We start from the raw sequence: 25,664 nt of genomic DNA, 5'->3' as shown, positions 1-25,664 counted from the left end.
AAAGAATTTATGGTAGAAATAAGGTAGACTGTATAATTTGTCCGTAGTAAAGTAAGGAAACAAGAATAAATTTCAATGAAGGAAGAGATAAGATGCGAAAAGTAGCACCTATTTTGAAGCCAATCGCTGTATTAACAATCTCGACGATTGTCGCGACTACTACAGGTATTGTGAATAGTTCCAGCTACCGTGCACCAAGTTCAAGTTCTAGTACTGTAGAAGAAACAACACCAACTACTTCAGTCTCGACATCTGAACCAACAACAACGGAAAGTTTGAATGAAACCACTACGACAAGTACATGGGACGATACAACAACTAGTTCGTCGTATGATGAGACATATACAACTGACAGCTCAAGCGAAACAAGTAATACGGTACCAGATGGCACTCCATCGGATTCAACCAATCCAAGTACAAGTCCGGATACAAGTGCTAGCTCCGAAACGATACCAAGCAGTACGACTGTAGATGATAACACGCAAAATGATGATGCAGCACGTACAGCACAGCAAAACCAAGATTCAGGAAATACCCAAACGTATAACCAGCAAGCAGGTGATTCTCAATGACATTTTTACTAGACCTTATCAACGGGGTGCATAAATTCCTTGGCTATTTAGACATCAGTCCTAAATATCTTAACCGTGGATATACGATTTTAAGTGTGATTCCCACGCTTTATTTATTGAGAATTGTTTATGGACTTTGGCAAAACCAAAACTATCTTCAATTTTTCTTATATGGACTTGCATTTCTAGTGCTTGTTTATTTTACTGTTTTAAATGTATTTTATTACTTTTTAGATAAAAACACGAAAGCCGATGTCACTCAGCTTTTTGTGAAGTATTTACCTGATGAAGCGTTCAACATCCAGACAGAAGAATCGATAGATAATGGAAATTCGATCGATAAAGTGAATACACAAGAGGTCATGGTTTCTTATGACGAAGATTATCAATTGAAATTAGCCGAGAATATGCGGTATTTGATTGGAAATGGTGAGATCAAAACAAATGAACTCGGTCGCATGGATGGATTTCTGGTCGATAGAAATACATTGTATCCTTATTACTATGTCAAGAAAACAGGAGAGAAAGAGTATGTTCTAAATATTGGACGAAGCTACTCGGACATGGAAAAAGTAGGGACCATTCGACTTGACTCAACAGAAGACACATTGGAACCTGTCGGATTGTTCATCGTCGGCGGTGATTTTGTCAAAGACGGGTTACGCTATCATGAGCCTTATCGTCTGAAATTGATTGCAAAAAAGGCACAGTCGCAGGAAGAACCAGTGGTTTATAGTCGTAGCCAAAGAAGAAGACATTCATAATGTGATGAAACGCCGTGTATCAGTGGTTGCGATAAAAACGTTTATTCGGAATAAGGGGGATGTGACACGTCTTTTGTCACGTTCCTTTTTTATATAACGAGAAAGATAAGACGAACACATCACTTATTCTTTCCTTTCATTTATAAACATTGTAGAATAAAGAAAGTACAACGAAGTATTGTGAAAAAACGTAATAAATAACGAGGAAAATACAAGTAGGAGGTAAGCTGTGAAAGAATTTTTGAAAAATTGGGGGATTTTGATCCTTGTATTAGCGGCTATTTTATTAGCTAGAGTGTACGTGTTTACACCAGTTACTGTAAACGGGCATTCGATGGACCCTACATTAAGTGATGGACAACGATTGATTTCATCTAAGATCTCAAACTATGAACGAATGGATATTATTACTACAAAGGAACCGGGGGATGAAGAACGGATGATTGTTAAACGGATCATCGGTATGCCTGGAGATACAGTCAAGATGGAAAATGACCAGTTGACCATTAATGGCAAAAAGTATGATGAACCTTATCTGGATGAGTTCAAAAAAGAATTTTCAGAAGATAAGTTACAAGGAGAATATGCTTATAGCTCAGGATTCCAAGCACAAGCAGAAAGTTCATCCACCTTTACGAGTGACTTTGAATATACTGTGCCGAAAGGAAAGTATCTTGTTCTAGGCGATAACCGCTTGATTTCAAAAGACAGCCGAATGTTTGGGTTAGTCGACAAAGATATGATCCAAGGAAAAGTTGTTTTCCGTTATTGGCCTCTTTCAGAAATCAAAATCATGTGATGAAAAAATAAAAAGAAGCTGTGACATGTTTTTTGTCACAGCTTCTTTTTCCGAAAATTCCTTCTTATTTCTTGGAGTTGCTCACTTTTTTGCAATCTCATTTTAAGATTTTTGGCTGATGGATAAGAAAAGCGAAGCGTTTTTGTTCATAAATAGCTTTTCCCCACGATGGAAGGTATGACTAGTAGCAGAGACAAAGCCCGTTTTTTCCAATCGATTATTCAATTCTTCTGGGCTAAAGCCATTATGGACTTTCGGATGACTAATTTGTTCATTCTTGTCAAAGTCTACGATGATCAATTGACCGCCAGGAGCTAAAATTTCATAAAGTTTTGTAAGAATATTCTCCGTATCAGGAATGTGTAAAAGTACAAGTGATAGAAGGATGAGATTAGCTTGGACAGCAGGAAATTCGACAGAAGCATCAGCGTGGATCGTTCGGACATTTTTCAGATCTGCTGCTTGGATCTTTTCTTCTGCCATTTTCAGCATAGTTTCCGAAGCATCGGCAATGATCAGTTCTTTGAATCTTTCCGCAAGCGGTAAACTAACAAGCCCAGTTCCGCCTCCGTAATCCAGCAGGACTTTTTGGTGGCTGTCGCGCGGTAGATAAGTAGTTAGTTCTTCGCGAATAATCTTGGCTAATGCTTGACGGTCAGGGGAATCATAATGGTTAGCGATGGAATCAAAAATATTTTTTGTCATCAAATAGCTCCTTACGTAAAACTTTGAAATTTTAACTTATTATAGCACGTGAAAAGAAAGAAAGCATGCTATACTCAATTCAAAAAGGGAGAATCTAGAAAGAATATGCCGATATCGTTTGTAAAAGATAGAGAGGAAAAAGGAAAGTGTGTCCGAGAAATATTACTAGACTTGCCTGAGTGGTTTGGGCTTCCTGAATCAACGGAAAAATATATCGAGGAATCAAGTAAACTACCTTTATGGTGTGAAAAAAGAAAAGAAGAATATTTAGGCTTTATCACTCTTTCACAGACAAGTGAAGATACTGCCGAAATCTATTGTATGGGAATAAAAAAAGACTATCATCACCAAGGATTAGGAACAAAACTTTTTAAAGAAGCAGAAGGTTACGCAGCAAAACATTACAAATATTTGCAAGTGAAGACTGTAGACGAGGGGCACTACTCTATATATGATCAAACTATTTGTTTCTACGAATCATTAGGATTTTCAAGGTTGGAAGTTTTTCCAAATTTAGGGGATGAATAGAACCCATGTTTAGTTCTTGTCAAAAAATTGGAACAAAAGTGAGCAATAGATTTAATACTAATCTGTGCTTGATGAAAATTCTCACTGTAAAAAATGCTGAAAATCAAGTATAATACCATAGGAACAAACTGGAAGGTGAAAAAGAGCATGGCACAACTATTTTTTAAGTATGGCGCAATGAATAGCGGCAAGACGATCGAGATCCTAAAAGTCGCACATAATTATGAAGAACAAAATAAGCCAGTTGTCTTAATGACAAGCGGTATTGATACAAGAGATGGTTTAGGCGTTGTTTCAAGCCGAATCGGACTGAAACGTAATGCGATGCCGATATTTGAAGAAACAGACGTATTTGACGTAATTCAGAAAATGGAAAGCAAACCCTATTGTGTGCTGATCGATGAAGCGCAATTCTTAAAAAAGAAACATGTCATTGCTTTTACGAGAATTGTGGACGAATTGGATATTCCGGTTATGGCATTTGGTTTGAAAAATGATTTTCGAAACGAGTTATTTGAAGGATCAAAATATTTATTGCTTTATGCAGACAAAATCGAAGAAATGAAAACAATCTGTTGGTTCTGCCACAAAAAAGCAATCATGAATTTACATTATATTGATGGAAACCCTGTTTATGAAGGCGATCAAGTGCAAATTGGCGGAAATGAAGCTTATTACCCCGTTTGTCGAAAACATTACTTTCACCCATCAATGATTACAGAAGGAGAATAAGCATGTACGATCAATTACAAGCAATTGAAGACCGTTATGAAGAGCTTGGAGAACTTTTAAGTGACCCAGAAGTGATTTCTGATACAAAGCGTTTTATGCAGCTTTCAAAAGAAGAAGCAAACACGCGCGAAACAGTCGAAGTTTATCGTCGTTATAAAGAAGTAGTACAAGGAATCACCGATACAGAAGAACTGCTTGGTGAAAAACTGGATGATGAAATGGCTGAACTAGCAAAAGAAGAATTATCTGAATTAAAAAAAGAAAAAGAAGTCTTAGAAGAAAAAATCAAGATCTTGCTTTTACCAAAAGATCCAAATGACGATAAAAATATCATCATGGAAATCCGTGGAGCAGCAGGCGGAGACGAAGCAGCATTATTCGCTGGCGATCTTTTCAATATGTACCAAAAGTATGCTGAAGCACAAGGCTGGAAAACAGAAGTGATGGAAGCTAACGTTACCGGAATCGGTGGATATAAAGAAGTGATCATGATGATCACCGGAGACAACGTATATTCGAAATTAAAATATGAAAGTGGTGCGCACCGCGTCCAGCGTGTTCCTTCAACTGAATCGCAAGGGCGTATCCATACTTCCACCGCAACAGTTGTCGTGATGCCAGAAGCTGAAGAAGTAGAGATCGATATTGAAGACAAAGATATCCGTACAGATATCTATCATGCTTCAGGTGCTGGCGGACAGCACGTCAATAAAACAGCATCTGCTGTACGTTTGACTCACTTACCAACAGGGATCGTTGTTGCTATGCAAGATGAACGTTCTCAAATCAAGAACCGTGAAAAAGCAATGAAAATCTTGCGTGCTCGTGTGTACGATAAGATCCAGCAAGAAGCACAAAGCGAGTATGATGCCAATCGAAAATCAGCAGTCGGAACTGGGGATCGTTCAGAACGGATCCGGACGTATAATTTCCCGCAAAATCGTGTGACTGATCATCGTATCGGATTAACTATCCAAAAATTAGATCAGATTTTAGCAGGGAAATTAGATGAGATCGTTGATGCATTGATCATGTATGATCAAACATCAAAACTGGAAGCTATGCAAAATGGGTAAAATGACCTATCGAGAAGTCCTGTCACGGGCTTCTTCTTTTTTAGAGGATCATGGGAAAGAAGCATATAGTATCCAATTTTTATTTTTGGAACGAAAACAATGGAAAAAACTTGATTGGCTCCTTCATATGAACGAAGAGATTTCAGAAGAAGAACAGCGGTTGATCGAAACCGATCTGCGACTTCTGCTTGCAGATCATCCACCTCAGTATTTGCTAGGATATGCAGATTTTTATGATCATCGGTTAAAGGTAACTGAAGCAACACTGATCCCTCGACCAGAAACAGAGGAGTTAGTCGAATGGTGTTTAGACGAGACGCCTGATGTACCGTTAGAAGTGATAGATATTGGGACAGGGACTGGAGCAATTGCTATTAGTTTGAAAGCAGCAAGAAGAAATTGGCATGTATCTGCTGTGGATCTTTCAGAAGAAGCATTAGAAGTAGCGAAAGAAAATGCTCAGAAAGAAGGAACGAAAATCAGTTTTTATCATGGAGATACATTAGGACCAGTAATGGATCAGCAATTTGATGTGATTATTTCTAATCCGCCGTACATCAGTCGGAATGAATGGGAACTGATGGATGAAAGTGTCCGGTCATTCGAACCTAAAATGGCCCTTTTTGCTGAGAACGATGGATTAGCTATTTATGAAAAAATAGCAGTTGAAGCACCAAGCGTACTAAAATCAAATGGAAAGATTTTTTTAGAAATCGGATTTCGCCAAGGTGAAGCAGTAAAAAAAATATTTCAGCAAGCATTTCCAGATAAAAAAGTGGCGATAAAAAAGGATCTTTTTGGCAATGAACGAATGATCCAAGTTTATGGTTGAAGTTGTGGATGAAAAATTTTTTATTTGTTTTTTTATTATAAAAAAACACTTATTTGACAAGGATGTAAACGACTTTTTGGTTTATCAACAAGTTTATCCACTATTGACAAATAGATTATCCACAAACAGTGGAAAACTTGAGGGTAAACTCAGACAAAATAAGAATGTATGAAAAAGGGGTTGTGGATAAACTGTGGAAACGAAACGATATGATGAAACAGAATTGCAAGAGGCAGCCGAAGCACTGAAAGAAGGAGAACTTGTTGCTTTTCCTACCGAAACAGTATACGGATTGGGCGCCAACGCTCTTTTACCAAACGCTGTCAAGAAAGTGTTTTCTGTAAAAGGGAGACCGCAAGATAATCCATTAATCGTCCATGTCGCCTCTTTTGAACAAGTAAAAGAGTATGTGGACAACTTTCATCCGGCAGCAGAGAAGATTGTGAAGAACTTCTGGCCTGGACCACTAACTTTGATATTTAAGATCAAAAAAGACACTTTGCCCTCAGTTGTGACGGGAGGATTATCCACAGCTGCATTTCGTATGCCGGATAATAAAAAAACACTAGAAGTAATCGAACTTTCCGGTGTTCCGCTTGTCGGTCCAAGTGCAAATACGTCGGGAAAACCAAGTCCAACGACTGCAGATCATGTATATCATGATCTACAAGGAAAAATTACCGGGATTATTGATGATGGAGCTACGCGAATTGGTGTAGAATCCACTGTTCTTGATTTAAGTGATCCAACAGCCATGCCTATGATTTTACGACCAGGTGCAGTAACGAAAGAACAAATCGAAGCAGTCATCGAATCTCCTGTTGCTATTGATCAGCATCTTGTAAAAGAAAATGAAACACCAAAAGCGCCTGGGATGAAATACAAACACTACTCACCCGATACACGTGTTCTGATGGTCAGAGATGGCGATTGGTCAACTGCAGTTCAATGGGCAAAAAATAAGAAGATCCGTACAGGTGTCATAGCAAGCCCCGAAATTGCGGATCAAGTGCGGACAGATACTGCAGCTGTTTATATGTATAACGACAACTCAGTAGAAGCGGCGGCTAAAGGATTGTTTGCAGGTCTAAGAGGATTAGATGAACCAACACTTGGATTAGATTTGATTTTTGTACAAGTATATCCAGAAACTGGATTGGGGAATGCTTACATGAATCGCTTGAAAAAAGCAGCAGGACAAAATTATTTTGAAAAATGATCAATTGGTTATTGTCGCATTCTTTTAGTATGATACAATGCTATCAAGTAAATCTTCTATCAGTGAACGAAAAACTAAGCGTAACTAATCGTAATAGAAGAGATACGAATATTTGGCAATTTGTTTTTGATGGGAAAAATAAAATTGTAGGAAAATAAAAAGGAGCTGTTGTTTGTGGTAGATTACAAAACGTTTGACCCTGATCTTTGGGCTGCGATCGCCAAAGAAGAAGAAAGACAAGAACATAATTTGGAGCTGATTGCCTCTGAAAACTTTGTCTCCGAAGCAGTGATGGCTGCACAAGGAAGTATCTTGACAAATAAATACGCAGAAGGTTATCCAGGGCATCGCTATTATGGTGGGTGTGAATTTGTCGATATCGTTGAAAATTTAGCGATTGACCGTGCAAAAGAATTATTCGGAGCGAAATTTGCGAACGTCCAGCCTCACTCCGGCTCTCAAGCCAACACGGCTGCTTATCTCGCTTTGGTAGAACCAGGGGACACGATCTTAGGAATGGATCTTTCCGCAGGCGGACATCTAACACATGGATCACCAGTCAACTTCAGTGGCAAAACCTATCACTTTGTTGCTTACGGTGTTGATCCGACAACAGAAGTTATTGATTATAATGTGGTACGTATTTTAGCTAGAAAACATCAACCAAAATTGATCGTAGCAGGTGCCAGTGCTTACGGACGAACGATCGACTTTGCGAAATTCAGAGAAATCGCAGATGAAGTAGGCGCAAAACTGATGGTAGATATGGCACATATCGCAGGATTAGTAGCAGCAGGACTTCATCCTAATCCAGTTCCTTATGCAGATATCACAACGACTACCACTCATAAAACATTGCGTGGCCCTCGAGGCGGCATGATTTTGACAAACGATGAAGCATTAGCAAAAAAAATAAATAGTGCGGTATTTCCTGGTATTCAAGGCGGCCCTCTAGAGCATGTGATTGCGGGTAAAGCAGTAGCATTCAAAGAAGCATTAGATCCTGCATTTAAAGAATATAGTGAACAAATCATCGCCAATGCAAAAGCAATGGTCAAAGTTTTCAATCAAGCAATTGGAACCAGAGTCATTTCAGGGGCGACAGATAATCATCTGATGTTGATCGATGTTCGCGAGTTAGGTATAAATGGAAAAGAAGCAGAGAGCATTTTGGACAGTGTGAATATCACTGTAAATAAAAACTCGATTCCTTTTGAAACACTAAGTCCATTCAAAACAAGCGGTATTCGAATCGGCACGCCAGCAATCACTACTCGCGGGTTCAAAGAAGAAGATGCTGTAAAAGTGGCTGAACTAGTTGTCAAAGCATTACAAGCAAAAGATGATAACGCTCAACTAGACGAAGTCAAAACAGGTGTACGCGAATTAACTGAAAAATTTCCGTTGCATAAAAAATAAAAATTTAAATTCCATTAGTAAACAGAAAAGTTCAATGTTGGGCTTTTCTGTTTTTTTCTGTTTATTTTTTGGGAAAACGGATTCTTTGACAATATCGGTGATGCTCTCTAGTATATGAGGTGTAATTTTAGTCTTCACACTAAATCTCAGGGAGGAAAAGTCATGACTGATCGTATCTCGTTAGAAAAGGAAGCAGTAGCATTCAGTGATGCAAATGCGCCTCATCCGCGTATCTATGAACTAGCACCGGAAGAAGGAAGAGCTTTACTAGAAGAAGTACAAGAATCACCTGTGAACAAATATTCCGTCGATATTGAAGAATTGATGGTGGATACTGGCGAATGGGGAAAACTCAATATTCGTCTCGTACGACCAGAAGGGAATATGGATAAATTACCAGTTATTTTTTATATTCATGGAGCAGGCTGGGTTTTTGGCAGTGCTCAAACCCATGATAAATTGATCAGAGAACTTGCGGTTCGTACGAATTCCGTCGTTGTCTATCCAGAATATAGTCGATCACCAGAAGCAAAATATCCAACAGCAATTGAACAAAATTATGCTGTGTTGCAACAGCTGAATAAATTAGCCAAGTCAAAAAATCTGGATCTCGAGAATCTAATCGTTGCAGGAGATTCAGTAGGTGGTAACATGGCTACAGTCATGACGATCTTAACAAAAGAACGAAAGGGCCTCCCAATATCCAAGCAATTGCTGTATTATCCAGTCACAAACGCTGATTTTGATACAGATTCCTATCATGAATTCGGGGAAAACTATTTTTTGACAAGAGAAGGAATGATGTGGTTTTGGGATCAATACACGACGAATGAGGAAGAGCGTGCTGAAATCACAGCTTCGCCTTTGAGAGCAGACCTGAATGAACTAAATGATCTTCCTCCAGCAATGATTTTAACGGGAGAAGCGGATGTATTAAGAGATGAAGGTGAGGCTTATGCGCGCAAACTTCGTGATGCAGGGGTTCCTGTTACACAAGTACGCTTCCAAGGAATCATCCATGATTTTGTCATGGTAAATGCTATGGATCAGACAAAGGCAACGCGTGCAGCAATGGCATTATCTACTTCTTGGATCAAGAAAAAAGAATAAGCTTTGCTTGTCCGCAGGAAAACTTCTTTTCAAAAACGGATTTTCTTAGGAAAAATGGCGAGTTTGACTAGTCAATCACTTGATTTTGTTTTACAATTAAAAAGAAACGACAGAACAAAGGAGAGCTTAAAAAATGGGCAAATTTCAAGTGATCGATCATCCATTGATTCAACACAAACTAACTATTATTCGGGACAAAAACTGCGGAACAAAGGTTTTTCGTGAAGTAGTCGATGAAATCGCTATGTTGATGGCATATGAAGTATCACGGGATATGCCATTGGAAGACATCGTGATCGAAACACCGATCACTGAAACAACACAAAAAACGTTGTCTGGTAAAAAAGTAGCGATTATTCCAATCTTGCGCGCAGGTATTGGAATGGTTGACGGTATCTTGGAATTGATTCCAGCTGCTAAAGTGGGACATATCGGTCTTTATCGAGATGAAGAAACATTGGAACCACATGAATATTTCGTCAAACTTCCAGAAGACATTGATGCACGTCAGTTGTTTGTAGTAGATCCAATGTTGGCAACAGGCGGATCAGCAATCATGGCAATCGATGCATTGAAAGAACGTGGCGCGTCGAACATCAAATTTGTTTGTTTGGTAGCAGCACCTGAGGGAGTAAAAGCTTTGCAAGAAGCGCATCCTGATATTGACATCTATACAGCTTCTCTAGATGAAAAATTGAATGAACATGGTTATATCGTTCCTGGACTAGGGGATGCGGGTGACCGTTTGTTTGGTACAAAATAAGTAAATACGAAAAAGGGTGTGACACAACTTTTGTCACATCCTTTTTTGGTCATTTTTAACGTTTGATGCAGAACAGCTTTTTCACAGCTTTCGTTTGCATATAAAAAAACCATCCCAAAAATGCAGAGATGGTCAAATTCAAATCTTTTTTAGTTCTTTGTAGTTAACGATTACTACACCCTTACTTTGCGTCATCAAGTTCGCATTTTCTGCAGTTTCATCAATCTCAACAACAGCGGAATTTTTCAATTGCTTTGAAATCGTTCCAGTTTGCGACTTGCCGTGAATTGTGAACATTACGTGAGTATTGATCTTGAATTTTTCACCAATTTCCGATGGTACGATAGTTGTATCAAATTTTCCAAAAGTTGCCATTTTCATAAAACCTGCCTTTCACATTAATTATACCACGTTTTATGAAAAATATCATGAAATTAAACTAATTTTCCATCGAACTCTTTACAATCAGCCAAATAGAGTATATAATTTCTTTTGGATAAGGCCAGCTTAGCTCAGTTGGTAGAGCAACGCACTCGTAACGCGTAGGTCGTAGGTTCGATCCCTATAGCTGGCATAAAGCAAAAGACAGATACCCTGGTCGGGTATCTGTCTTTTTTATTTATGTCTGTGTGATTTAAAAATCATTAAAAATAGCGTATACTTTGTTTATAGAATGTAGTGGGGAGAAATATATTTCTGGGAGGAAATTGTGATGTCTAAAAGTGAAGAAATAGAAAACATGGTACTAAAATTATATGATCTCGTTTTAAATCCAGAGATCAATGAAAAGGAACGTATACTTCTGATAGAAGCAAAAACAGGCTTAGAAAAAGGTCAGTATTATCCTAAAGTCATGAATAATTTGGAACATAGTTTACGTCCGTTAGCAATCAAGGGGGAATTGTCTAAACCAGTCTCACCGTTTTATATGGAGATATCAACAATAGGAAAATTTGAAAAAGAATTAGGTCGAGGAATGGCTTCGGCACCGATTACTTTTGGGCATTTATAAAAAGATTTGTATCAATCAAAAGTTTTCTACTAATTTAATTGTAGTTTTTTCAAATAACGCTAGGTTCAAATGATTCTATTCATTCCCAAAGTTAAATGGATTTATCTAACTTTGGGGAATTTTTTGCTACAAATTTTCATAAACTGGCAGATGTTCTAAGTAAGCAAGTATCTTTTCAAAGTCGGAAAAATCCATGATCAACGTAGTGGTATTGATATTTGGATGAAAGCCTACGGTATCTTGACGATCAATAGCAGCATCGATCACGACTTGGATTTGTTTCTCTTTGTCGTGCATCAATGCTAATGGAGTTACTGTACCTGCTGGAACGCCTAGGAGGTCAGGAAGCTGTTCTTCAGAAACAAAAGATAAGCGCTTTTCTTTTAATTGTTCAGCTAGTTCTTTTAAATCGGCATGCTTTTCATCAGGCAAGATGACAAGATAGATTTGTTTTCCTTTTCTTGATTTCAATAATAGATTTTTTACTTGCGGACCAGGTAGGGAAAAAGGGACATTTTTGACTGACGTAATCGCAGGATGATCGACTTTTTGAAAAGAGATACCCAGTTTTTTTAGTAGTTCATAAGCTTCTTGTTCGGTTGCACGACTCATCGCGCATCACCCTCCTTTTTTTATTAGTGTATCATAAAAAAGAGTTGACAAATGAAAAATAATCATGTAAATTACACGTAAAGTTAAAACAAATGACATCGAAAAGAAGAGTAGCCGTTAGGTGTTTTTAGAGAGTCTCTGGTTGGTGGAAAGAGGCAGCAGTTAACCGTGAAACACATCTTGGAGTCGATTTTCTGAAGCGTATAGTAGGAAAATCCGGGGAGCCCGTTACAGCTGCGGTCGTTGCTAGATGACCAGATAAGGCTGGCTTTTCCGTGAGGAGCCGGTAAAAAAAGGTGGAACCACGTGATTAACGTCCTTTGATCTTCGGATCAAAGGACTTTTTGTTTTCATCTGAACGGCAACGACTGTGTGAGGTTTTTTCTGCAAGGAAAAAATAAACAGAGGTGGAACCACGTATAATACGTCCTCTTGGCATTTGCCAAGAGGATTTTTTTATTTTAAAGGAGGAAAAGAAGATGGAGTATTTGATTGAAGTTATGCCGCAATTATTAGTAGGAGCACTCACAACATTGAAATTATTTTTATTTACCTTGATTGGCTCATTACCATTAGGGATTGTTTTAGCATTAGGATTGTCTTTGCATTTTAAGCCGCTACGCTACTTGCTTCAAACATATGTATGGGTTATGCGGGGAACACCGCTGTTGTTGCAACTGATTTTTATTTTTTATGGGTTGCCGACGATTGGGATCGTTTTTGATCGTTTCGAAGCAGCACTCATTGCCTTTATCTTAAACTATGCAGCTTATTTTGCAGAGATCTTTCGTGGAGGGATACAATCGATTCCTCAAGGTCAATATGAAGCAGCGCAAGTTTTGCAATTAAGTCCCTTTCAAACGGTGACGAAAATCGTCATCCCACAAGTGACAAAGATTGTTTTACCTTCTGTAGGGAATGAAGTTATCAACTTGGTCAAAGATTCTTCCTTGATCTATATATTAGGTTTAGGTGACGTAATGCGTGCTGGGAAAATCGCGATGGAACGCGACGCGACTTTACTGCCTTTGCTAGGCGTGGCAATCATCTATCTTACATTGACTGGTATTCTAACAATCGTAATGAAACAAGTTGAAGGAAAATTAAATTATTACCGCTAACTGATAGGAGGAAGAAATATGATTGAATTGAAGAAAGTGAACAAAGCATTTGGTGAAAAAAAAATAATCAAAGATTTGAATCTAATCATTCCAGATGGGAAAACATTAGCTATCGTAGGTCCTTCCGGTGGCGGTAAAACCACGCTTTTACGTATCTTGGCTGGCTTAGAAAGTTCTGACAGCGGAGAATTTTATTTAGATGGTGTACCGTTCAACCCATTCGAGCTTAAAATGAAAGAACAAGTTGTAGGAGTCGTATTCCAAGACTTCCAGCTATTTCCACATCTGAATATTTTTGAAAACATTACCTTAGCACCAAAAATGGTATTGAAACAGACAAAAGAAGAATACACCAAAAAAGCAGAAGAATTAGCGGCTTCATTAGGGATTAGTGATTTATTGAATAACTATCCTTATCAGCTTTCTGGCGGACAAAAACAGCGGATAGCGATTGCCAGAGCATTGGCTATGAATCCACGGGTATTGGCTTATGATGAACCAACAAGTGCTTTAGATCCTGAATTACGCCAGCAAGTCGAGCGTTTGATCCTATCATTGAAAGAAGATGGGGTAACCCAAATTATTGTCACCCATGATTTAGTATTTGCAGAAAATGTCGGTGATCAATTACTAAAAGTTTCCCCAATTCATTAAGAAAGGAGAAGATAGAGATGAAAAAAACCAGTTTTCTATTCGCTTTGATCGCAGGTCTTCTTCTTTTTGCAGGCTGTTCGAACAAAAAAACTTCAGCAGATAATTGGGCGACTATCAACGAAGAGAAAAAAATCGTTATAGGTTTAGACGATACATTTGTTCCTATGGGATTTAGAGATAAAGACGGGAAGCTCACAGGATTTGATATTGATTTAGCCAAAGCAGTCTTTGAACAATATGGGATTACGGTAGACTTTCAGCCCATTGACTGGTCAATGAAGGAATTTGAACTGAACAATGGAACGATCGATTTGATATGGAACGGCTATTCCAAAACGCCGGCAAGAGAAAAGAAAGTGCAATTTACAAAACCTTATATGGAAAACGATCAAGTGCTGATCACACCTAAAGAATCAGGAATCACAAACTTTGGACAAATGAATAATAAGAGATTAGGTGCGCAAAATGGGTCATCTGGTTATGATGTATTTACGAAACAACCAGAAGTATTAAAAGAGATAGTCAAAAACCAAGATGCTGTTTTGTATGATAGTTTTAATGAAGCATTGATCGATCTGAAAAGCAGACGGGTCGATGGTCTGCTGATGGATAAAGTATACGCAGACTATTATTTGAAACAAAGAAACGAACTAGAAGACTTCAACATAACAAAAGGTTCTTATGAAAGTGAGGATTTTGCAGTTGGTGCACGCAAGTCAGATAGTACATTAGTGAAAAAAATCAATGAAGCCCTAGATCAACTAGAGAAAACAGGTGAATTCCAAAAAATATCCGATAAATGGTTTGGCGAAGATGTTACGCCGAGAAATTAACAAATAGGGGACTGTGACAAAAGACGTGTCACAGTCCCTTTTTCCGAATAAACAGTGTTCTCCTGCCAACTCCTTGTGACTCGGAGCTGAATGGCAGGCTCACAACCTCTTGGTAAACGGTGTTCAAAAGCCAGTTTCTCGGTATTAAGCCAAATTTATGCAAAAATGTAGAAAGCCATTTTCACAAAATTTTTCTTACTACTCGAAACTAAGCGACTTTTTCACAACCTCTTATACACGGTGTTCCAGAAGTAGCTTCTTCGAAAAATAAGCCGAAATTTTACAAAACTTTGAGAAGCAATTTTCGTACATTACTTCTTGTTTCTTGAAGCTGACCACTTCTGTCACAACCTCCTTTACATAATTTTATTTTGTTGTGGAAGGGGTTTCGTGTTATTCTAAAAGAGGAACGATTGAAGGTTATAGGAAAGGAAGAGATGAATGGAACACAAAGAACTTACCTCATTTCCAAAAGATTTTCTGTGGGGCTCTGCTTCTGCAGCGTATCAAGTAGAAGGAGCTTGGCAAGAAGATGGGAAAGGAGAATCAGTCTGGGATCGATTTGTACGGATACCTGGAAAGACATTTAAAGGAACGAACGGTGATTTGGCAGTAGACCACTATCATCGTTATAAAGAAGATATTGCTTTAATGAAAGAACAAGGTCTGAAAGCTTACCGCTTCTCTGTAGCTTGGACACGGATTTTTCCTAATGGACGAGGAGAAGTCAATCAAGCTGGGCTCGCTTTTTATGAGAGATTGATCGACGAATTGATTGAAAACGATATCGAACCTATGTTGACTTTATATCATTGGGATCTTCCACAAGCATTGCAAGATGAATATAATGGTTGGGAATCACGTCAGATCATTGAAGATTTCACTCATTATGCAGAAACATTATTTGAGGCATTCCGCGGGAAAGTCCATTACTGGATTAGTTTGAATGAACAAAATATCTTCACTTCATTAGGTTATTTGTTAGCAGCACATCCGCCAGGTGTGACAGACCCGAAACGAATGTATGAAGTTAACCATATTGCTAATTTAGCAAATGCATCTGTCATCAATAAATTTCACGAGTTAGAAATGCCTGGGAAAATCGGACCAAGCTTTGCGTATACGCCAAATTATCCAATTGACAGTAATCCTGAAAATGTTCTGGCTGCTGAAAATGCAGAAGACCTGATGGCCAATTATTGGATGGATGTCTATATGTGGGGAAAATATCCGATTGCTGCCATGAGGTTCTTAGAAGAAAAAGGATGGGCACCAACGATTGAAGCTGGCGATGCAGAATTGCTAGAATCTGCTAAACCAGATTTTCTTGGGATCAATTACTATCAAACGGCGACGAATGCATTCAATCCATTAAACGGAGTTGGTACAGGAAAAATGAATACGACAGGAAAAAAAGGTTCATCAGAAGAAACTGGAGTTCCTGGAATGTATAAAAAAGTTGAGAATCCATTTGTCGAACGAACAAATTGGGACTGGGAGATTGACCCAGAAGGATTAAGGATCGGACTGCGTCGTATCACAAGCCGTTACCGCATGCCGGTACTGATTACGGAAAATGGCTTAGGAGAGTATGACAAGTTGACAGAAGATAAACAAATCCATGACGACTATCGAATCAATTACTTACAAAGCCACGTCAAAGCCATCAAAGAAGCAATTTCGGATGGAGCAGAAGTCCTAGGCTATTGCACCTGGTCTTATACAGATTTGCTTAGCTGGCTGAACGGTTATCAAAAGCGATATGGATTTGTATATGTTGATCAAGATGAAACACAAGAAGGATCTTTGGAACGATACAAGAAAGACAGTTATTACTGGTATCAAAAACTGATTGAACAAAATGGAGAGAACCTTTAGTTCACATACTTAAAACAAGAAGGTACGGCTGGATATGGCCGTGCCTTTTTTTGATAAAATCGTTTAGAAATTAAGAAAAACTGTAAAATAAGCTGAAAAATGAAAGAAAGCGTCAGTTCTTTCAAACAAAACTTTAGTTCCCTTACTTTTTTTTGTATAATGAAACTTGATGAAATGAGGGATAATAAATGGCACAAAAGAAACGGCCTACTAAAAAAAGGAAAAAGACGAAAAAAACGAAAAAGCAAAAACAGCAGCAGGAACAAATGCTGACGATTGGTGTTGGGTTTGCCTTGATTTTATTTGCTGTCTTCGGCTTTTTAAAATTAGGTTTTTTAGGAATATTGATTGCAAACGGCTTTCGGATCATTGCAGGAAATACTTACCAAATCCTCTGTCTTTTATTAGCCGTCTTAGGATTTTGGATTGTCATTAAGAATACAGAGTTTTCAATTGGTAAAAACCGACGCTGGTTTGGCGGCATACTCTTTTATTTCGGTATCTTATTATTGTTACATGCCCATTTATTTGGCAAACTCCATACTGGGGAACCAAATATCATGGGGACGACATGGGATTTGTTAGCCAGTGATATAAAACAAAGTCAAGTAGACAATAACGTTGGTGGTGGGATGATTGGAGCAATCCTTTATCATTTTACTTACTTCTTGATTGCACAGCCTGGAAGTTATTTAGCAGCAGTACTATTACTGGCAGGAGGAGCATTCCTGTTCAGTAATCTGGAAGGCTATCAGCTGTTAAATGGTATCCAATCAATTGGAGAACGAGTACAGGGATTATTGGAAGGTGATCCTGCCAAGCAAGCTCGAAAGCAAGCGGCAAAGGAAGAGAGAATGAAACAGCGCGCAGAAGCGAAAGAAGCAAGGCGCTTAGCTGCAAAAGAAGCTGCAGAAAAAGAAGCTGCAGAATATGAGAAGAAAAAAGCGGTGAGCCAGCAAAGGGAAAATACTGCTGATGAATGGCAGGAACCAGAAAATACAGAGCCGGAGCAGCTAAGTTTTGTTCCAATCGACAGTTTTCAAGAAAATATCCATCCTGCGAATCTAGAGAAACCAGTACCAGATACACCAAAACAGACCAATACAGCAGAAGGTTTTTCAGATGAGTTGCCAGAGGATGACGGTACCTCATTAGAATTTGAGATTGAAGCAGAACAGGAAAACCAAGACTATGAATTACCGACAGTTGATTTGCTTGATTCTATACCAACTGTGGATCAAAGTGATGAGTATAAAAAAATTGAAAAAAATATCGGCGTATTAGAACAAACTTTCCAAAGTTTCGGTGTCGATGCCAAGGTCGTCAAAGCCAGCTTAGGACCATCCGTCACAAAATTCGAAGTCCAGCCGGCTGTAGGGGTAAAAGTAAGTAAAATTGTGAACTTAACAGATGATATCGCGCTTGCTTTAGCGGCGAAAGATGTCCGGATGGAAGCACCGATTCCAGGTAAATCACTGATTGGTATTGAAGTACCAAATGGAAAGATCAGTATGGTTTCCTTTAGAGAAATCATCGAAGCACAACCAAACCACCCAGATAAATTACTAGAAGTACCTTTAGGACGTGATGTTTCTGGACGGGTACAAACGGCTGATCTTTCGAAGATGCCTCACTTACTCGTGGCTGGTTCGACTGGTAGTGGGAAGTCAGTAGCAATTAATGGGATCATCACAAGTATATTAATGCGTGCTAAGCCCCATGAAGTAAAACTGATGATGATCGATCCGAAAATGGTTGAATTGAATATGTACAACGGCATACCTCATCTGTTGACGCCGGTCGTGACGAACCCTAGAAAAGCAGCGCAAGCCTTACAAAAAGTAGTACAAGAAATGGAAGAACGATATGAAAAATTCGCGGCAACCGGAGTAAGAAATATTTCTGGTTACAATGAATTTGTTCAACAGAAAAACTTGGAAAACGGAACGAAACATCCAACCTTACCATTCATCGTAGTGATCGTAGATGAATTAGCTGATTTGATGATGGTAGCCAGCAATGAAGTTGAAGATGCGATTATTCGTTTAGCGCAAATGGCTCGGGCAGCGGGGATTCATATGATCCTAGCTACTCAACGTCCAAGTGTGGATGTTATCACAGGAATCATCAAAGCAAATGTACCTTCCAGAATGGCATTTGCGGTATCAAGCGGTACAGATTCTCGGACGATCATTGATTCTAATGGGGCAGAAAAGCTCTTAGGGCGAGGAGATATGCTATTCTTGCCAATGGGTGAGAATAAACCGATCCGTGTGCAAGGAGCATTCATTTCTGACCACGAAGTAGAACGGGTCGTTCAATTTGTTACAGATCAGCAAGAAGCTCATTATGAAGAGAAAATGATGCCGACAGATGAAGTTGAAACGACAGGTGCTCCAGAGCAGCCACAAGATGAGCTGTTTGAAGAAGCAAAAGCACTTGTCATTGAAATGCAAACGGCAAGTATTTCCCTTCTCCAAAGAAGATTTCGGATCGGTTACAACCGAGCAGCACGTTTAGTAGATGAACTGGAAGCTCATGGAGTTGTTGGCCCGTCAGAAGGAAGCAAGCCTCGGAAAGTATTCATTGAGCAGGAAGAAACATCAGAAACGTTGCCGGACGATAATGACATGTAAAACTTGTGTGATGAAGGGTTGAAAAACGAATAACCAATAAAAAGACAAGGCATGATGATACCAAAAGAAAAAATGGTTTTTTTCCATCTTTTCTAATACGGTATGATGTCTTGTCTTTTTAGTTTTTGTGAGATTAAAGTTCTATTCGATTTATTTGTGAAGTATTGCATTAAGGAAATGAATCATGTATAGTATGTAGCGAAACTTTGAGAAAAAGAGGGAAAATACTTTGGAAAAACAGTCCATTTATGGCTTGACGAATGAAGAATTAATCAATTGGTTTATAGAAAACGGCGAGAAAAAATTCCGAGCTGCCCAAGTTTGGGAATGGTTGTATCAAAAACGTGTAAGTAATTTCACAGAAATGACGAATCTATCGAAACAATTGATCGAAAAATTATCGGAGCATTTTATCATCAATCCTCTAAAACAGATGGTCGTCCAAGAAGCTTCGGATGGTACAGTAAAATATTTGTTTGAACTCCCTGATAAAAACATGATTGAGACTGTACTGATGAGACAAGAATATGGCTTGTCAGTTTGTGTGACGACACAAGTAGGATGTAATATCGGCTGTACATTTTGTGCAAGCGGGCTGCTCAAAAAGAACCGTGATCTGACTGCTGGAGAAATTGTTGCGCAGATCATGATGGTCCAACATTATTTTGATGAGCGCAATCTTGGCGAACGCGTTTCACATGTCGTTGTAATGGGGATCGGTGAGCCATTTGATAATTACGACAATGTAATGGACTTTTTGCATATCATCAATGATGCCAAAGGATTGGCAATTGGTGCTCGGCACATTACAGTTTCCACTAGTGGATTAGCACACAAAATCAAGGAATTCGCTAATAACGGCTTGCAAGTCAATCTGGCTATTTCCTTGCACGCGCCGAATAATGAGGTGCGAACATCGATCATGCGGATCAACCGAAGTTTCCCAATCGAGAAATTGATGGAAGCTGTAGATGAGTATTTAGAGAAAACAAACCGTCGAATCACGTTTGAATATATCATGTTAAATCAAGTAAATGACAGACCAGAGCATGCACAGCAATTAGCCGATCTATTAAAAGATAAGAAAAAATTAGCATATGTCAACTTGATTCCATATAATCCAGTCAGTGAACATGATCAATATTCTCGCAGTCCAAAAGCTGATGTATTGAGATTTTATGATGTATTGAAGAAAAACGGCGTAAACTGTGTGATACGTAAAGAACATGGTACAGATATTGATGCAGCTTGCGGACAATTGCGAAGCAAGCAAATGAAAAAAACAGTTGCCAAATAATCGTAGCCTACTCGTTTTTTCAATTACCATAAAAGGAGCAGTTTTCTTAATTAAGGAACTGTTCAACTTAAATAAGAGAAAAGATTCTATAGCGAAAGCTATAAAGCTTTTTTTGACAAGAAAAACCCTCATCAAGCAAAGAAATGTCCTCAATTTGATGACAGCCTGCTTGATGGGGGTTTTAGCAATTATTTAACTGATTTTCTTATATCCTTGCTGGCTTTCTTGTGTAGCATGATAAGTTTCTACGTCAAGAATGGCCTGTTTAAATTTTTCTCGGGTGATTTCATAAGGCACATGTTTAATATCATTTGTTGCCATGGCTTTATCTAAGATTGCTTCTAAATCGGTCGTGACATTGAGATTCATGTCGGTTAACGATACTGGAAGTTGGTTCTTTTTCATAAACACATAGATTTTATCAAACAAATCGAACTGCTGATCCATCATCAATAAGGTCAGTACACCATAACTGACAGATGCTCCGTGAAGGTATCTCTCCATTTTTTCTAGAACAGTCGTACCGTAATAGAATGAGTGTGCCATAGCAGAATTATAGTTATTGTTAACTAAAACAGAAACCAATCCGGTAGTAACAATGATATCCGAAACGACTTGTTCAATTGCATATGAGGGACGATCGTCGGCACTATCTTTCAATGCTTGCGTACCATAAGTCAAGAGACGATCAATGCACATTTTTCCGATTTGGATTCCTAATCTATCCGTGTAGCCTAGATCATCGCCACGAGCAGAAAAAGTAGATTCGACTTCTTTAGATAAAGCATCGCCAATACCTGCCCATAAGTATTTATCAGGTGCTTCGGCAATAATTGCTGTATCAATGAAGGTGTGTACAGGTGGTTTTGAAGGAAAGAAGAGTCCGTCCATTACGCCTTCTTCGTTATAGATGACACATACCGCAGTGACGGGCGAACAGTTCGAACCAATAGTGGGAAAGGTGAAGACTGGTTTAGCTAGTTTTTCACCAATGACTTTTACAGTATCGCAAGCACGGCCACCACCGACTGCAAACAGGACGTCTGCTTTTTGGACACTTTCATGCTGGATCAACTGTTCAATATTTCCATAAGTTGAATTACCCCCGTACCAGAGACTGGCGACAACCTCTATTTCCTGTGTCAAAGCTGCTTTTATTTTGTTTTCTGCCTTTGAAAGTGCAGTCTTCCCTCCAATCAGCACTACTTTTGTCCCATATTCTTTGACGATTCCATTTGCTTTTTCATACGCATCTGTTCCAATGGTATAATTTGGTAAGAAAACACTTTGACTCATATTCATTTCCTTCTTTCTTCGTTGAAACGGGTTAAAATTTTAAAGAGTGATCGATCTGACTGCAGCTGTAGATGGAGTAGAGGTGAACCTAAGACAGGATAAGTGATGAATAAGGTGGCATGAACACCTTGAAATCATCAATAAGTATCCTAAAAACGAACAAGTACAAAAACATTGAAAACGACAATATTGAATTTTTGTTCCTCTTAGTATTTCTACCGATTACCTTTGCTTTTTTGTAATTATCTAAAAATTCTAAAAATTAAGATTATTATATGAAAACAGGTTTTATTTGTCAATTCATAATTGGTTTTTTTTAAAGCAAAAGATAATCTATATCATGATGAACAAACAGAGTTTTTTCCTCCAATTGATGGCTTTCCTGATCTTTCCTATTTTGAATAAAGTGTTTCTGTATAATTTTTTTATTTTATAAGTAAGATAAATAATGAAAGAATAGAGATACTGATTGGTAGCTAAAGATTTTTGAGCGAGAACATTTCGTTTTTTCAAAAGGACTGTTAGAATAAGCAAGAACAAGGGGGAAGACGTATGATAATCAGTGAATTTGACCGTAATAATCCAGTATTGAAAGATCAGCTTTCTGATTTACTGAGACTGACTTGGCCGGAAGAATATGGAGACAGCTCGGCAGAAGAAGTAGAAGAAATGATGAATCCAGAACGAATCGCGGTAGCAGCGGTAGACCAAGATGAGTTAGTAGGATTTATTGGTGCAATCCCTCAATACGGTATCACAGGTTGGGAATTGCATCCATTAGTTGTAGAAAGCTCCCGACGAAAGAACCAAATAGGTACTCGATTAGTCAATTACTTAGAAAAAGAAGTAGCTTCCAGAGGAGGAATCACGATTTATTTAGGTACGGATGATTTAGACCATGGAACAACGTTAAGTCAAACGGACCTGTATGAGCATACATTTGATAAAGTGGCTTCCATCCAGAACCTTCGGGAACATCCGTATGAATTCTATGAAAAATTAGGTTATAAAATCGTAGGTGTCTTACCAAATGCAAATGGCTGGGACAAACCGGATATTTGGATGGCAAAAACGATTATTCCTCGACCAGATTCTCAATAATAAAAAGAGGTTGTGACAGAAGTGATCAGCTTCAAGAAATAAGAAGGAATTTACGAAAATTACTTCTTGAATTTTTGTGAAATTCCAACTTATTTCCGAAGAAGCTACTTTTGGAACACCATGTACCAGAGGTTGTGAAAAAGCTGTCCTGCATCAAGTAATAAGAACAGCCAAACAAAAATAGCTCCTCATATTTTTCGTTTGGTTGGGCTTATTACCGCAGATGCAAGCTTTTGAACACCGTTTATTCAGATATGGGACTGTGACAAGACTTTTGTCACAGTTTCTTTTTATTTATTCTTTTTTATCTTTGTATGGTAATAATAGACAATATAACGAAAATTATTTAATGGCTTTTGGAAGACCATGGAAAACCTTGTACAAAGCTATTTTTTCTGAAAAATTCCTTGAAACCTCACGAAAAAATCATTATTTTATGAAAAAGACAAAAAAAAGTGTTGATTTTTTAATAATTATTCATTAAACTCTTAAACAACTTCAGAAAATATTAATTATTCTGAAAATTCCAATAAAGGGGTACGTAAAATGAAAAAGAAATTTACATTTGGTTTGGTTGCGGTATGCGGCCTTGTACTTGCTGGATGTTATGGCGGCAGTTCAGCCACAAGCAACAGTAGTTCAGCAAAAAGCGGTTCAGCAGATGGAGGAGGCGTATTTAACTTAGTCGTGCCTCAAGAAATGCCTACAGCTGACTTATCAGTTGCAACAGATACAATCAGTTTTACAGCATTGAATAACGTTTATGAAGGAATTTACCGTCTTGATGAAGACAGCAAACCACAGCCGGCAGGAGCTAGCGAGTTGGCAGAAGTCAGTGAAGACGGATTAACTTACAAAATCAAATTACGAGAAGACGCAAAATGGTCAAATGGTGATCCTGTGACAGCAGCGGATTACGTTTATGGCTGGCAACGAACAGTAGACCCAGCTACAGCTTCTGAATATGCTTACCTGTATGCGCCAGTTGAAAATGCAGAAGACATCACAGCTGGAAAGAAAGATAAATCAGAACTAGGGATCAAAGCAGTTGGTGACTATGAATTAGAAATCAAATTGACGAAACAAACACCATATTTCCAATATCTGCTTGCTTTCCCATCATTTTTCCCACAAAAACAATCCGTAGTGGAAGAAAATGGGGATGCCTATGCATCTGCAAGTGATAAAGCTGTTTATAATGGACCATTCACATTAGAAGATTTTGATGGACCAGGAACAGATACAGAATGGACTTATAAGAAAAATGACCATTACTGGGACAAAGATACAGTAAAACTTTCTGAAATCAAAGTCAGTGTAGTAAAAGAATCTTCTACTGCATTGAACTTATTCAAAGATGGCCAAGCAGATGACGTGATCTTGTCTGGTGAGTTAGCACAGCAAAACGCAAACGATCCAGCTTATACTTCTGTTAAAGAAGCGCGGACAAGCTATATCGAATTCAATCAACGTGAAAAGAATTCACCATTCAACAATGTGAACCTAAGAAAAGCTATTTCTTATTCTATCGATCGTGAAGCTTTAGTAAAACAAGTACTAGGTGACGGATCAGTTGTCTCTACAGGATTGATCCCATCAGATATGGTAAAAAGTCCAACAACGAACGAAGACTTTGCAAAAGAAGCTGGAAAATTAGTTTCTTATGACAAAGATAAAGCAAAAGAATATTGGGAAAAAGCGAAAAAAGAATTGGGCGTTGATTCTTTAGAATTTGATTTGATGGCTTCTGATGATGATTCATCGAAAAAAGTAATCGAATATGTTCAAAACTCAATCCAAGAAAACTTGGATGGCGTAACAGTCAAACCAACACCTGTTCCATTCTCTGTACGTCTTGACCGCTCAACTTCGGGTGATTTTGACGCAGTACTAGGCGGATGGGCTGCTGACTATGCAGACCCAAGCAGCTTTACTGATTTGTTTGTCACAGGTAATTCATACAACCGTGGTCGCTGGAGCAATGCAGAATATGACGAAGCAGTTAAAGCAGCTTCATCAACAGACGCTGGCGATGAACAAGCCCGTTGGGATGATTTCCAAAAAGCAATCAAGATCATCTCTGATGATATGGGTGTCGTTCCGGTGTACCAAAAAGCAGAAGGTCACCTAGTGAATGAAAAAATCAAAGGTATCGTTCACCATGCGGCAGGTGCTTCATGGGATTACAAATGGACATACGTTGAAGAATAATCGTTAATACCGTGAGCATGAGAAAAAACGAGGCTGCGGCAAATGTCGCAACCTCGTTCTCATATTCACTTATCCTAACAAAGAAAAAAGCATGAAAATAGCAGAAAGAGCAATTAGTATTCCGGCAATGATCAGCCAAAAGCTGTACATACCGTAGCTGGCAGACGAGAGCGAGGGAAATTCTGGTTTTTTCTTTCGGTTCCTTGTTCGTGCAAGATGGACCGATCGCTGAAAATGATCGAAGAAACCCGAAGAAAAGACCCATAAAAAACCGCCGATAATCAGAAACGGCAATGACCATAAGAATAGATCATTAGATAATTGAATGAGTGTAAAGGAATGGTTGATGAGATTTTTTATTAAATTAACCAGAATCAGTAGAGAAGCTACTGCGTAGGGGATAAATTTTTTTTTCATTTGATTGCTCCTTTATTTTTGGTTCATTATCTAATAATGTAGCGAAACATCTGTCAGAAGTCAAAAGCTAGGGGGAA

At 38.5% G+C, this 25,664-nt stretch carries 27 protein-coding genes, 1 tRNA gene, 1 pseudogene and 1 other annotated feature; of the genes and pseudogenes, 23 read left to right on the top strand and 6 right to left on the bottom strand.

Annotation, left to right across the window (positions count from 1 at the left end; translation table 11 throughout):
* Window positions 1-92: 92 nt before the first annotated feature.
* From OS138_RS02010 to lepB, 3 genes are all read left to right on the top strand, one after another.
* Window positions 93-572, top strand: a complete 480-nt coding sequence (locus OS138_RS02010) for a hypothetical protein (protein WP_002294107.1) — start codon at window positions 93-95, stop codon at window positions 570-572.
* A complete protein-coding gene (locus OS138_RS02005) occupies window positions 569-1,336 on the top strand; it encodes a DUF6681 family protein (protein WP_002302142.1) in 768 nt (255 codons plus the stop codon). The genes OS138_RS02010 and OS138_RS02005 overlap by 4 nt, the downstream gene beginning before the upstream one ends.
* 229 nt (window positions 1,337-1,565) lie before the next feature.
* Window positions 1,566-2,135 (top strand): signal peptidase I, encoded by a 570-nt coding sequence (gene lepB / locus OS138_RS02000; RefSeq protein ID WP_002294105.1) that lies wholly within the window; start codon window positions 1,566-1,568, stop codon window positions 2,133-2,135.
* A gap of 102 nt (window positions 2,136-2,237) precedes the next feature.
* Here the strand turns inward: lepB and OS138_RS01995 are convergent, their stop codons facing one another.
* Window positions 2,238-2,840: a class I SAM-dependent methyltransferase gene (locus OS138_RS01995; RefSeq protein WP_325069617.1), complete on the bottom strand. Its 603-nt coding sequence runs from the start codon at window positions 2,838-2,840 to the stop codon at window positions 2,238-2,240.
* A gap of 105 nt (window positions 2,841-2,945) precedes the next feature.
* Between OS138_RS01995 and OS138_RS01990 the strand changes: the two genes are divergently transcribed.
* The 9 genes from OS138_RS01990 (at window position 2,946) to upp (ending at window position 10,519) form a co-directional block, all read left to right on the top strand.
* Window positions 2,946-3,368, top strand: a complete 423-nt coding sequence (locus OS138_RS01990; protein WP_228023265.1) for a GNAT family N-acetyltransferase — start codon at window positions 2,946-2,948, stop codon at window positions 3,366-3,368.
* Between the two features lie 147 nt (window positions 3,369-3,515).
* Entirely contained in the window at window positions 3,516-4,100 is a 585-nt protein-coding gene (locus OS138_RS01985) for a thymidine kinase (RefSeq protein WP_002289675.1), read from the top strand.
* A gap of 2 nt (window positions 4,101-4,102) precedes the next feature.
* Window positions 4,103-5,176: a peptide chain release factor 1 gene (prfA, locus tag OS138_RS01980; RefSeq protein ID WP_002289676.1), complete on the top strand. Its 1,074-nt coding sequence runs from the start codon at window positions 4,103-4,105 to the stop codon at window positions 5,174-5,176.
* A complete protein-coding gene (gene prmC, locus OS138_RS01975; RefSeq protein WP_002325410.1) occupies window positions 5,169-6,008 on the top strand; it encodes a peptide chain release factor N(5)-glutamine methyltransferase in 840 nt (279 codons plus the stop codon). Before prfA ends, prmC begins: the two co-directional genes overlap by 8 nt.
* Complete coding sequence (locus OS138_RS01970) at window positions 6,001-6,180, top strand: hypothetical protein (RefSeq protein WP_025479785.1); 180 nt, start codon at window positions 6,001-6,003, stop codon at window positions 6,178-6,180. Before prmC ends, OS138_RS01970 begins: the two co-directional genes overlap by 8 nt.
* Window positions 6,181-6,201: 21 nt before the next feature.
* A complete protein-coding gene (locus OS138_RS01965) occupies window positions 6,202-7,227 on the top strand; it encodes an L-threonylcarbamoyladenylate synthase (RefSeq protein ID WP_127821292.1) in 1,026 nt (341 codons plus the stop codon).
* A 174-nt stretch (window positions 7,228-7,401) separates the two neighbouring features.
* A complete protein-coding gene (glyA, locus tag OS138_RS01960) occupies window positions 7,402-8,646 on the top strand; it encodes a serine hydroxymethyltransferase (RefSeq protein ID WP_002294099.1) in 1,245 nt (414 codons plus the stop codon).
* Window positions 8,647-8,808: 162 nt separating this feature from the next.
* Window positions 8,809-9,756, top strand: a complete 948-nt coding sequence (locus OS138_RS01955) for an alpha/beta hydrolase (RefSeq protein ID WP_325069613.1) — start codon at window positions 8,809-8,811, stop codon at window positions 9,754-9,756.
* A 133-nt stretch (window positions 9,757-9,889) separates the two neighbouring features.
* Window positions 9,890-10,519 carry a uracil phosphoribosyltransferase gene (gene upp, locus OS138_RS01950; RefSeq protein ID WP_002294095.1) on the top strand — a complete coding sequence of 210 codons (630 nt, stop codon included), beginning with the start codon at window positions 9,890-9,892 and terminating at the stop codon, window positions 10,517-10,519.
* A gap of 138 nt (window positions 10,520-10,657) precedes the next feature.
* On the opposite strand, the gene OS138_RS01945 is transcribed toward upp, so the two are convergent.
* The gene (locus OS138_RS01945; protein ID WP_002294094.1) at window positions 10,658-10,900 is read right to left on the bottom strand and encodes a hypothetical protein; all 243 of its coding nucleotides are present in this window, start codon (window positions 10,898-10,900) and stop codon (window positions 10,658-10,660) included.
* A 120-nt stretch (window positions 10,901-11,020) separates the two neighbouring features.
* On the opposite strand from OS138_RS01945, the gene OS138_RS01940 reads away from it, so the two are divergent.
* Together OS138_RS01940 and OS138_RS01935 are read left to right on the top strand one after the other, a co-directional pair.
* Window positions 11,021-11,093, top strand: a tRNA-Thr gene (locus OS138_RS01940).
* Between the two features lie 138 nt (window positions 11,094-11,231).
* Complete coding sequence (locus OS138_RS01935; RefSeq protein WP_061343876.1) at window positions 11,232-11,531, top strand: bacteriocin immunity protein; 300 nt, start codon at window positions 11,232-11,234, stop codon at window positions 11,529-11,531.
* Window positions 11,532-11,657: 126 nt separating this feature from the next.
* Here the strand turns inward: OS138_RS01935 and OS138_RS01930 are convergent, their stop codons facing one another.
* The gene (locus OS138_RS01930) at window positions 11,658-12,143 is read right to left on the bottom strand and encodes a prolyl-tRNA synthetase associated domain-containing protein (protein WP_087626447.1); all 486 of its coding nucleotides are present in this window, start codon (window positions 12,141-12,143) and stop codon (window positions 11,658-11,660) included.
* An 89-nt stretch (window positions 12,144-12,232) separates the two neighbouring features.
* Window positions 12,233-12,467: a binding site (T-box leader), on the top strand.
* A 155-nt stretch (window positions 12,468-12,622) separates the two neighbouring features.
* Between OS138_RS01930 and OS138_RS01925 the strand changes: the two genes are divergently transcribed.
* From OS138_RS01925 to OS138_RS01895, 7 genes are all read left to right on the top strand, one after another.
* Window positions 12,623-13,264: an amino acid ABC transporter permease gene (locus OS138_RS01925; RefSeq protein WP_002289240.1), complete on the top strand. Its 642-nt coding sequence runs from the start codon at window positions 12,623-12,625 to the stop codon at window positions 13,262-13,264.
* Between the two features lie 18 nt (window positions 13,265-13,282).
* The gene (locus tag OS138_RS01920; RefSeq protein ID WP_127821290.1) at window positions 13,283-13,918 is read left to right on the top strand and encodes an amino acid ABC transporter ATP-binding protein; all 636 of its coding nucleotides are present in this window, start codon (window positions 13,283-13,285) and stop codon (window positions 13,916-13,918) included.
* A 17-nt stretch (window positions 13,919-13,935) separates the two neighbouring features.
* Window positions 13,936-14,751 carry an amino acid ABC transporter substrate-binding protein gene (locus OS138_RS01915; protein WP_002289242.1) on the top strand — a complete coding sequence of 272 codons (816 nt, stop codon included), beginning with the start codon at window positions 13,936-13,938 and terminating at the stop codon, window positions 14,749-14,751.
* Window positions 14,752-15,192: 441 nt separating this feature from the next.
* Window positions 15,193-16,629: a glycoside hydrolase family 1 protein gene (locus tag OS138_RS01910; RefSeq protein WP_325069611.1), complete on the top strand. Its 1,437-nt coding sequence runs from the start codon at window positions 15,193-15,195 to the stop codon at window positions 16,627-16,629.
* A gap of 188 nt (window positions 16,630-16,817) precedes the next feature.
* Window positions 16,818-19,265, top strand: coding sequence for a DNA translocase FtsK (locus OS138_RS01905; RefSeq protein WP_087626449.1), 2,448 nt, complete (start codon window positions 16,818-16,820; stop codon window positions 19,263-19,265).
* Between the two features lie 229 nt (window positions 19,266-19,494).
* Complete coding sequence (gene rlmN, locus OS138_RS01900) at window positions 19,495-20,562, top strand: 23S rRNA (adenine(2503)-C(2))-methyltransferase RlmN (protein WP_002293986.1); 1,068 nt, start codon at window positions 19,495-19,497, stop codon at window positions 20,560-20,562.
* The gene (locus OS138_RS01895) at window positions 20,552-20,758 is read left to right on the top strand and encodes a hypothetical protein (protein ID WP_002307236.1); all 207 of its coding nucleotides are present in this window, start codon (window positions 20,552-20,554) and stop codon (window positions 20,756-20,758) included. Before rlmN ends, OS138_RS01895 begins: the two co-directional genes overlap by 11 nt.
* On the opposite strand, the gene OS138_RS01890 is transcribed toward OS138_RS01895, so the two are convergent.
* A complete protein-coding gene (locus tag OS138_RS01890) occupies window positions 20,755-21,858 on the bottom strand; it encodes an iron-containing alcohol dehydrogenase family protein (RefSeq protein ID WP_142652111.1) in 1,104 nt (367 codons plus the stop codon). The two genes, OS138_RS01895 and OS138_RS01890, sit on opposite strands and share 4 nt — an antisense overlap.
* A gap of 552 nt (window positions 21,859-22,410) precedes the next feature.
* On the opposite strand from OS138_RS01890, the gene OS138_RS01885 reads away from it, so the two are divergent.
* Window positions 22,411-22,959: an aminoglycoside 6'-N-acetyltransferase gene (locus OS138_RS01885; RefSeq protein ID WP_002293989.1), complete on the top strand. Its 549-nt coding sequence runs from the start codon at window positions 22,411-22,413 to the stop codon at window positions 22,957-22,959.
* 293 nt (window positions 22,960-23,252) lie between these two features.
* On the opposite strand, the pseudogene OS138_RS01880 reads toward OS138_RS01885, so the two are convergent.
* Window positions 23,253-23,327, bottom strand: a pseudogene (locus OS138_RS01880) (ribonuclease P); the annotation flags it as partial.
* Window positions 23,328-23,505: 178 nt separating this feature from the next.
* On the opposite strand from OS138_RS01880, the gene OS138_RS01875 reads away from it, so the two are divergent.
* Entirely contained in the window at window positions 23,506-25,170 is a 1,665-nt protein-coding gene (locus OS138_RS01875) for a peptide ABC transporter substrate-binding protein (RefSeq protein ID WP_002299119.1), read from the top strand.
* 69 nt (window positions 25,171-25,239) lie between these two features.
* Here the strand turns inward: OS138_RS01875 and OS138_RS01870 are convergent, their stop codons facing one another.
* Window positions 25,240-25,587: a DUF3899 domain-containing protein gene (locus OS138_RS01870; RefSeq protein ID WP_127821287.1), complete on the bottom strand. Its 348-nt coding sequence runs from the start codon at window positions 25,585-25,587 to the stop codon at window positions 25,240-25,242.
* Window positions 25,588-25,664 lie beyond the last annotated feature (77 nt).

It is taken from the genome of Enterococcus sp. E5-37 (assembly GCF_035726925.1).
In the GTDB taxonomy this organism is placed as follows: domain Bacteria; phylum Bacillota; class Bacilli; order Lactobacillales; family Enterococcaceae; genus Enterococcus_B; species Enterococcus_B faecium.
This window is presented reverse-complemented; position numbering and strand designations above follow the sequence as displayed.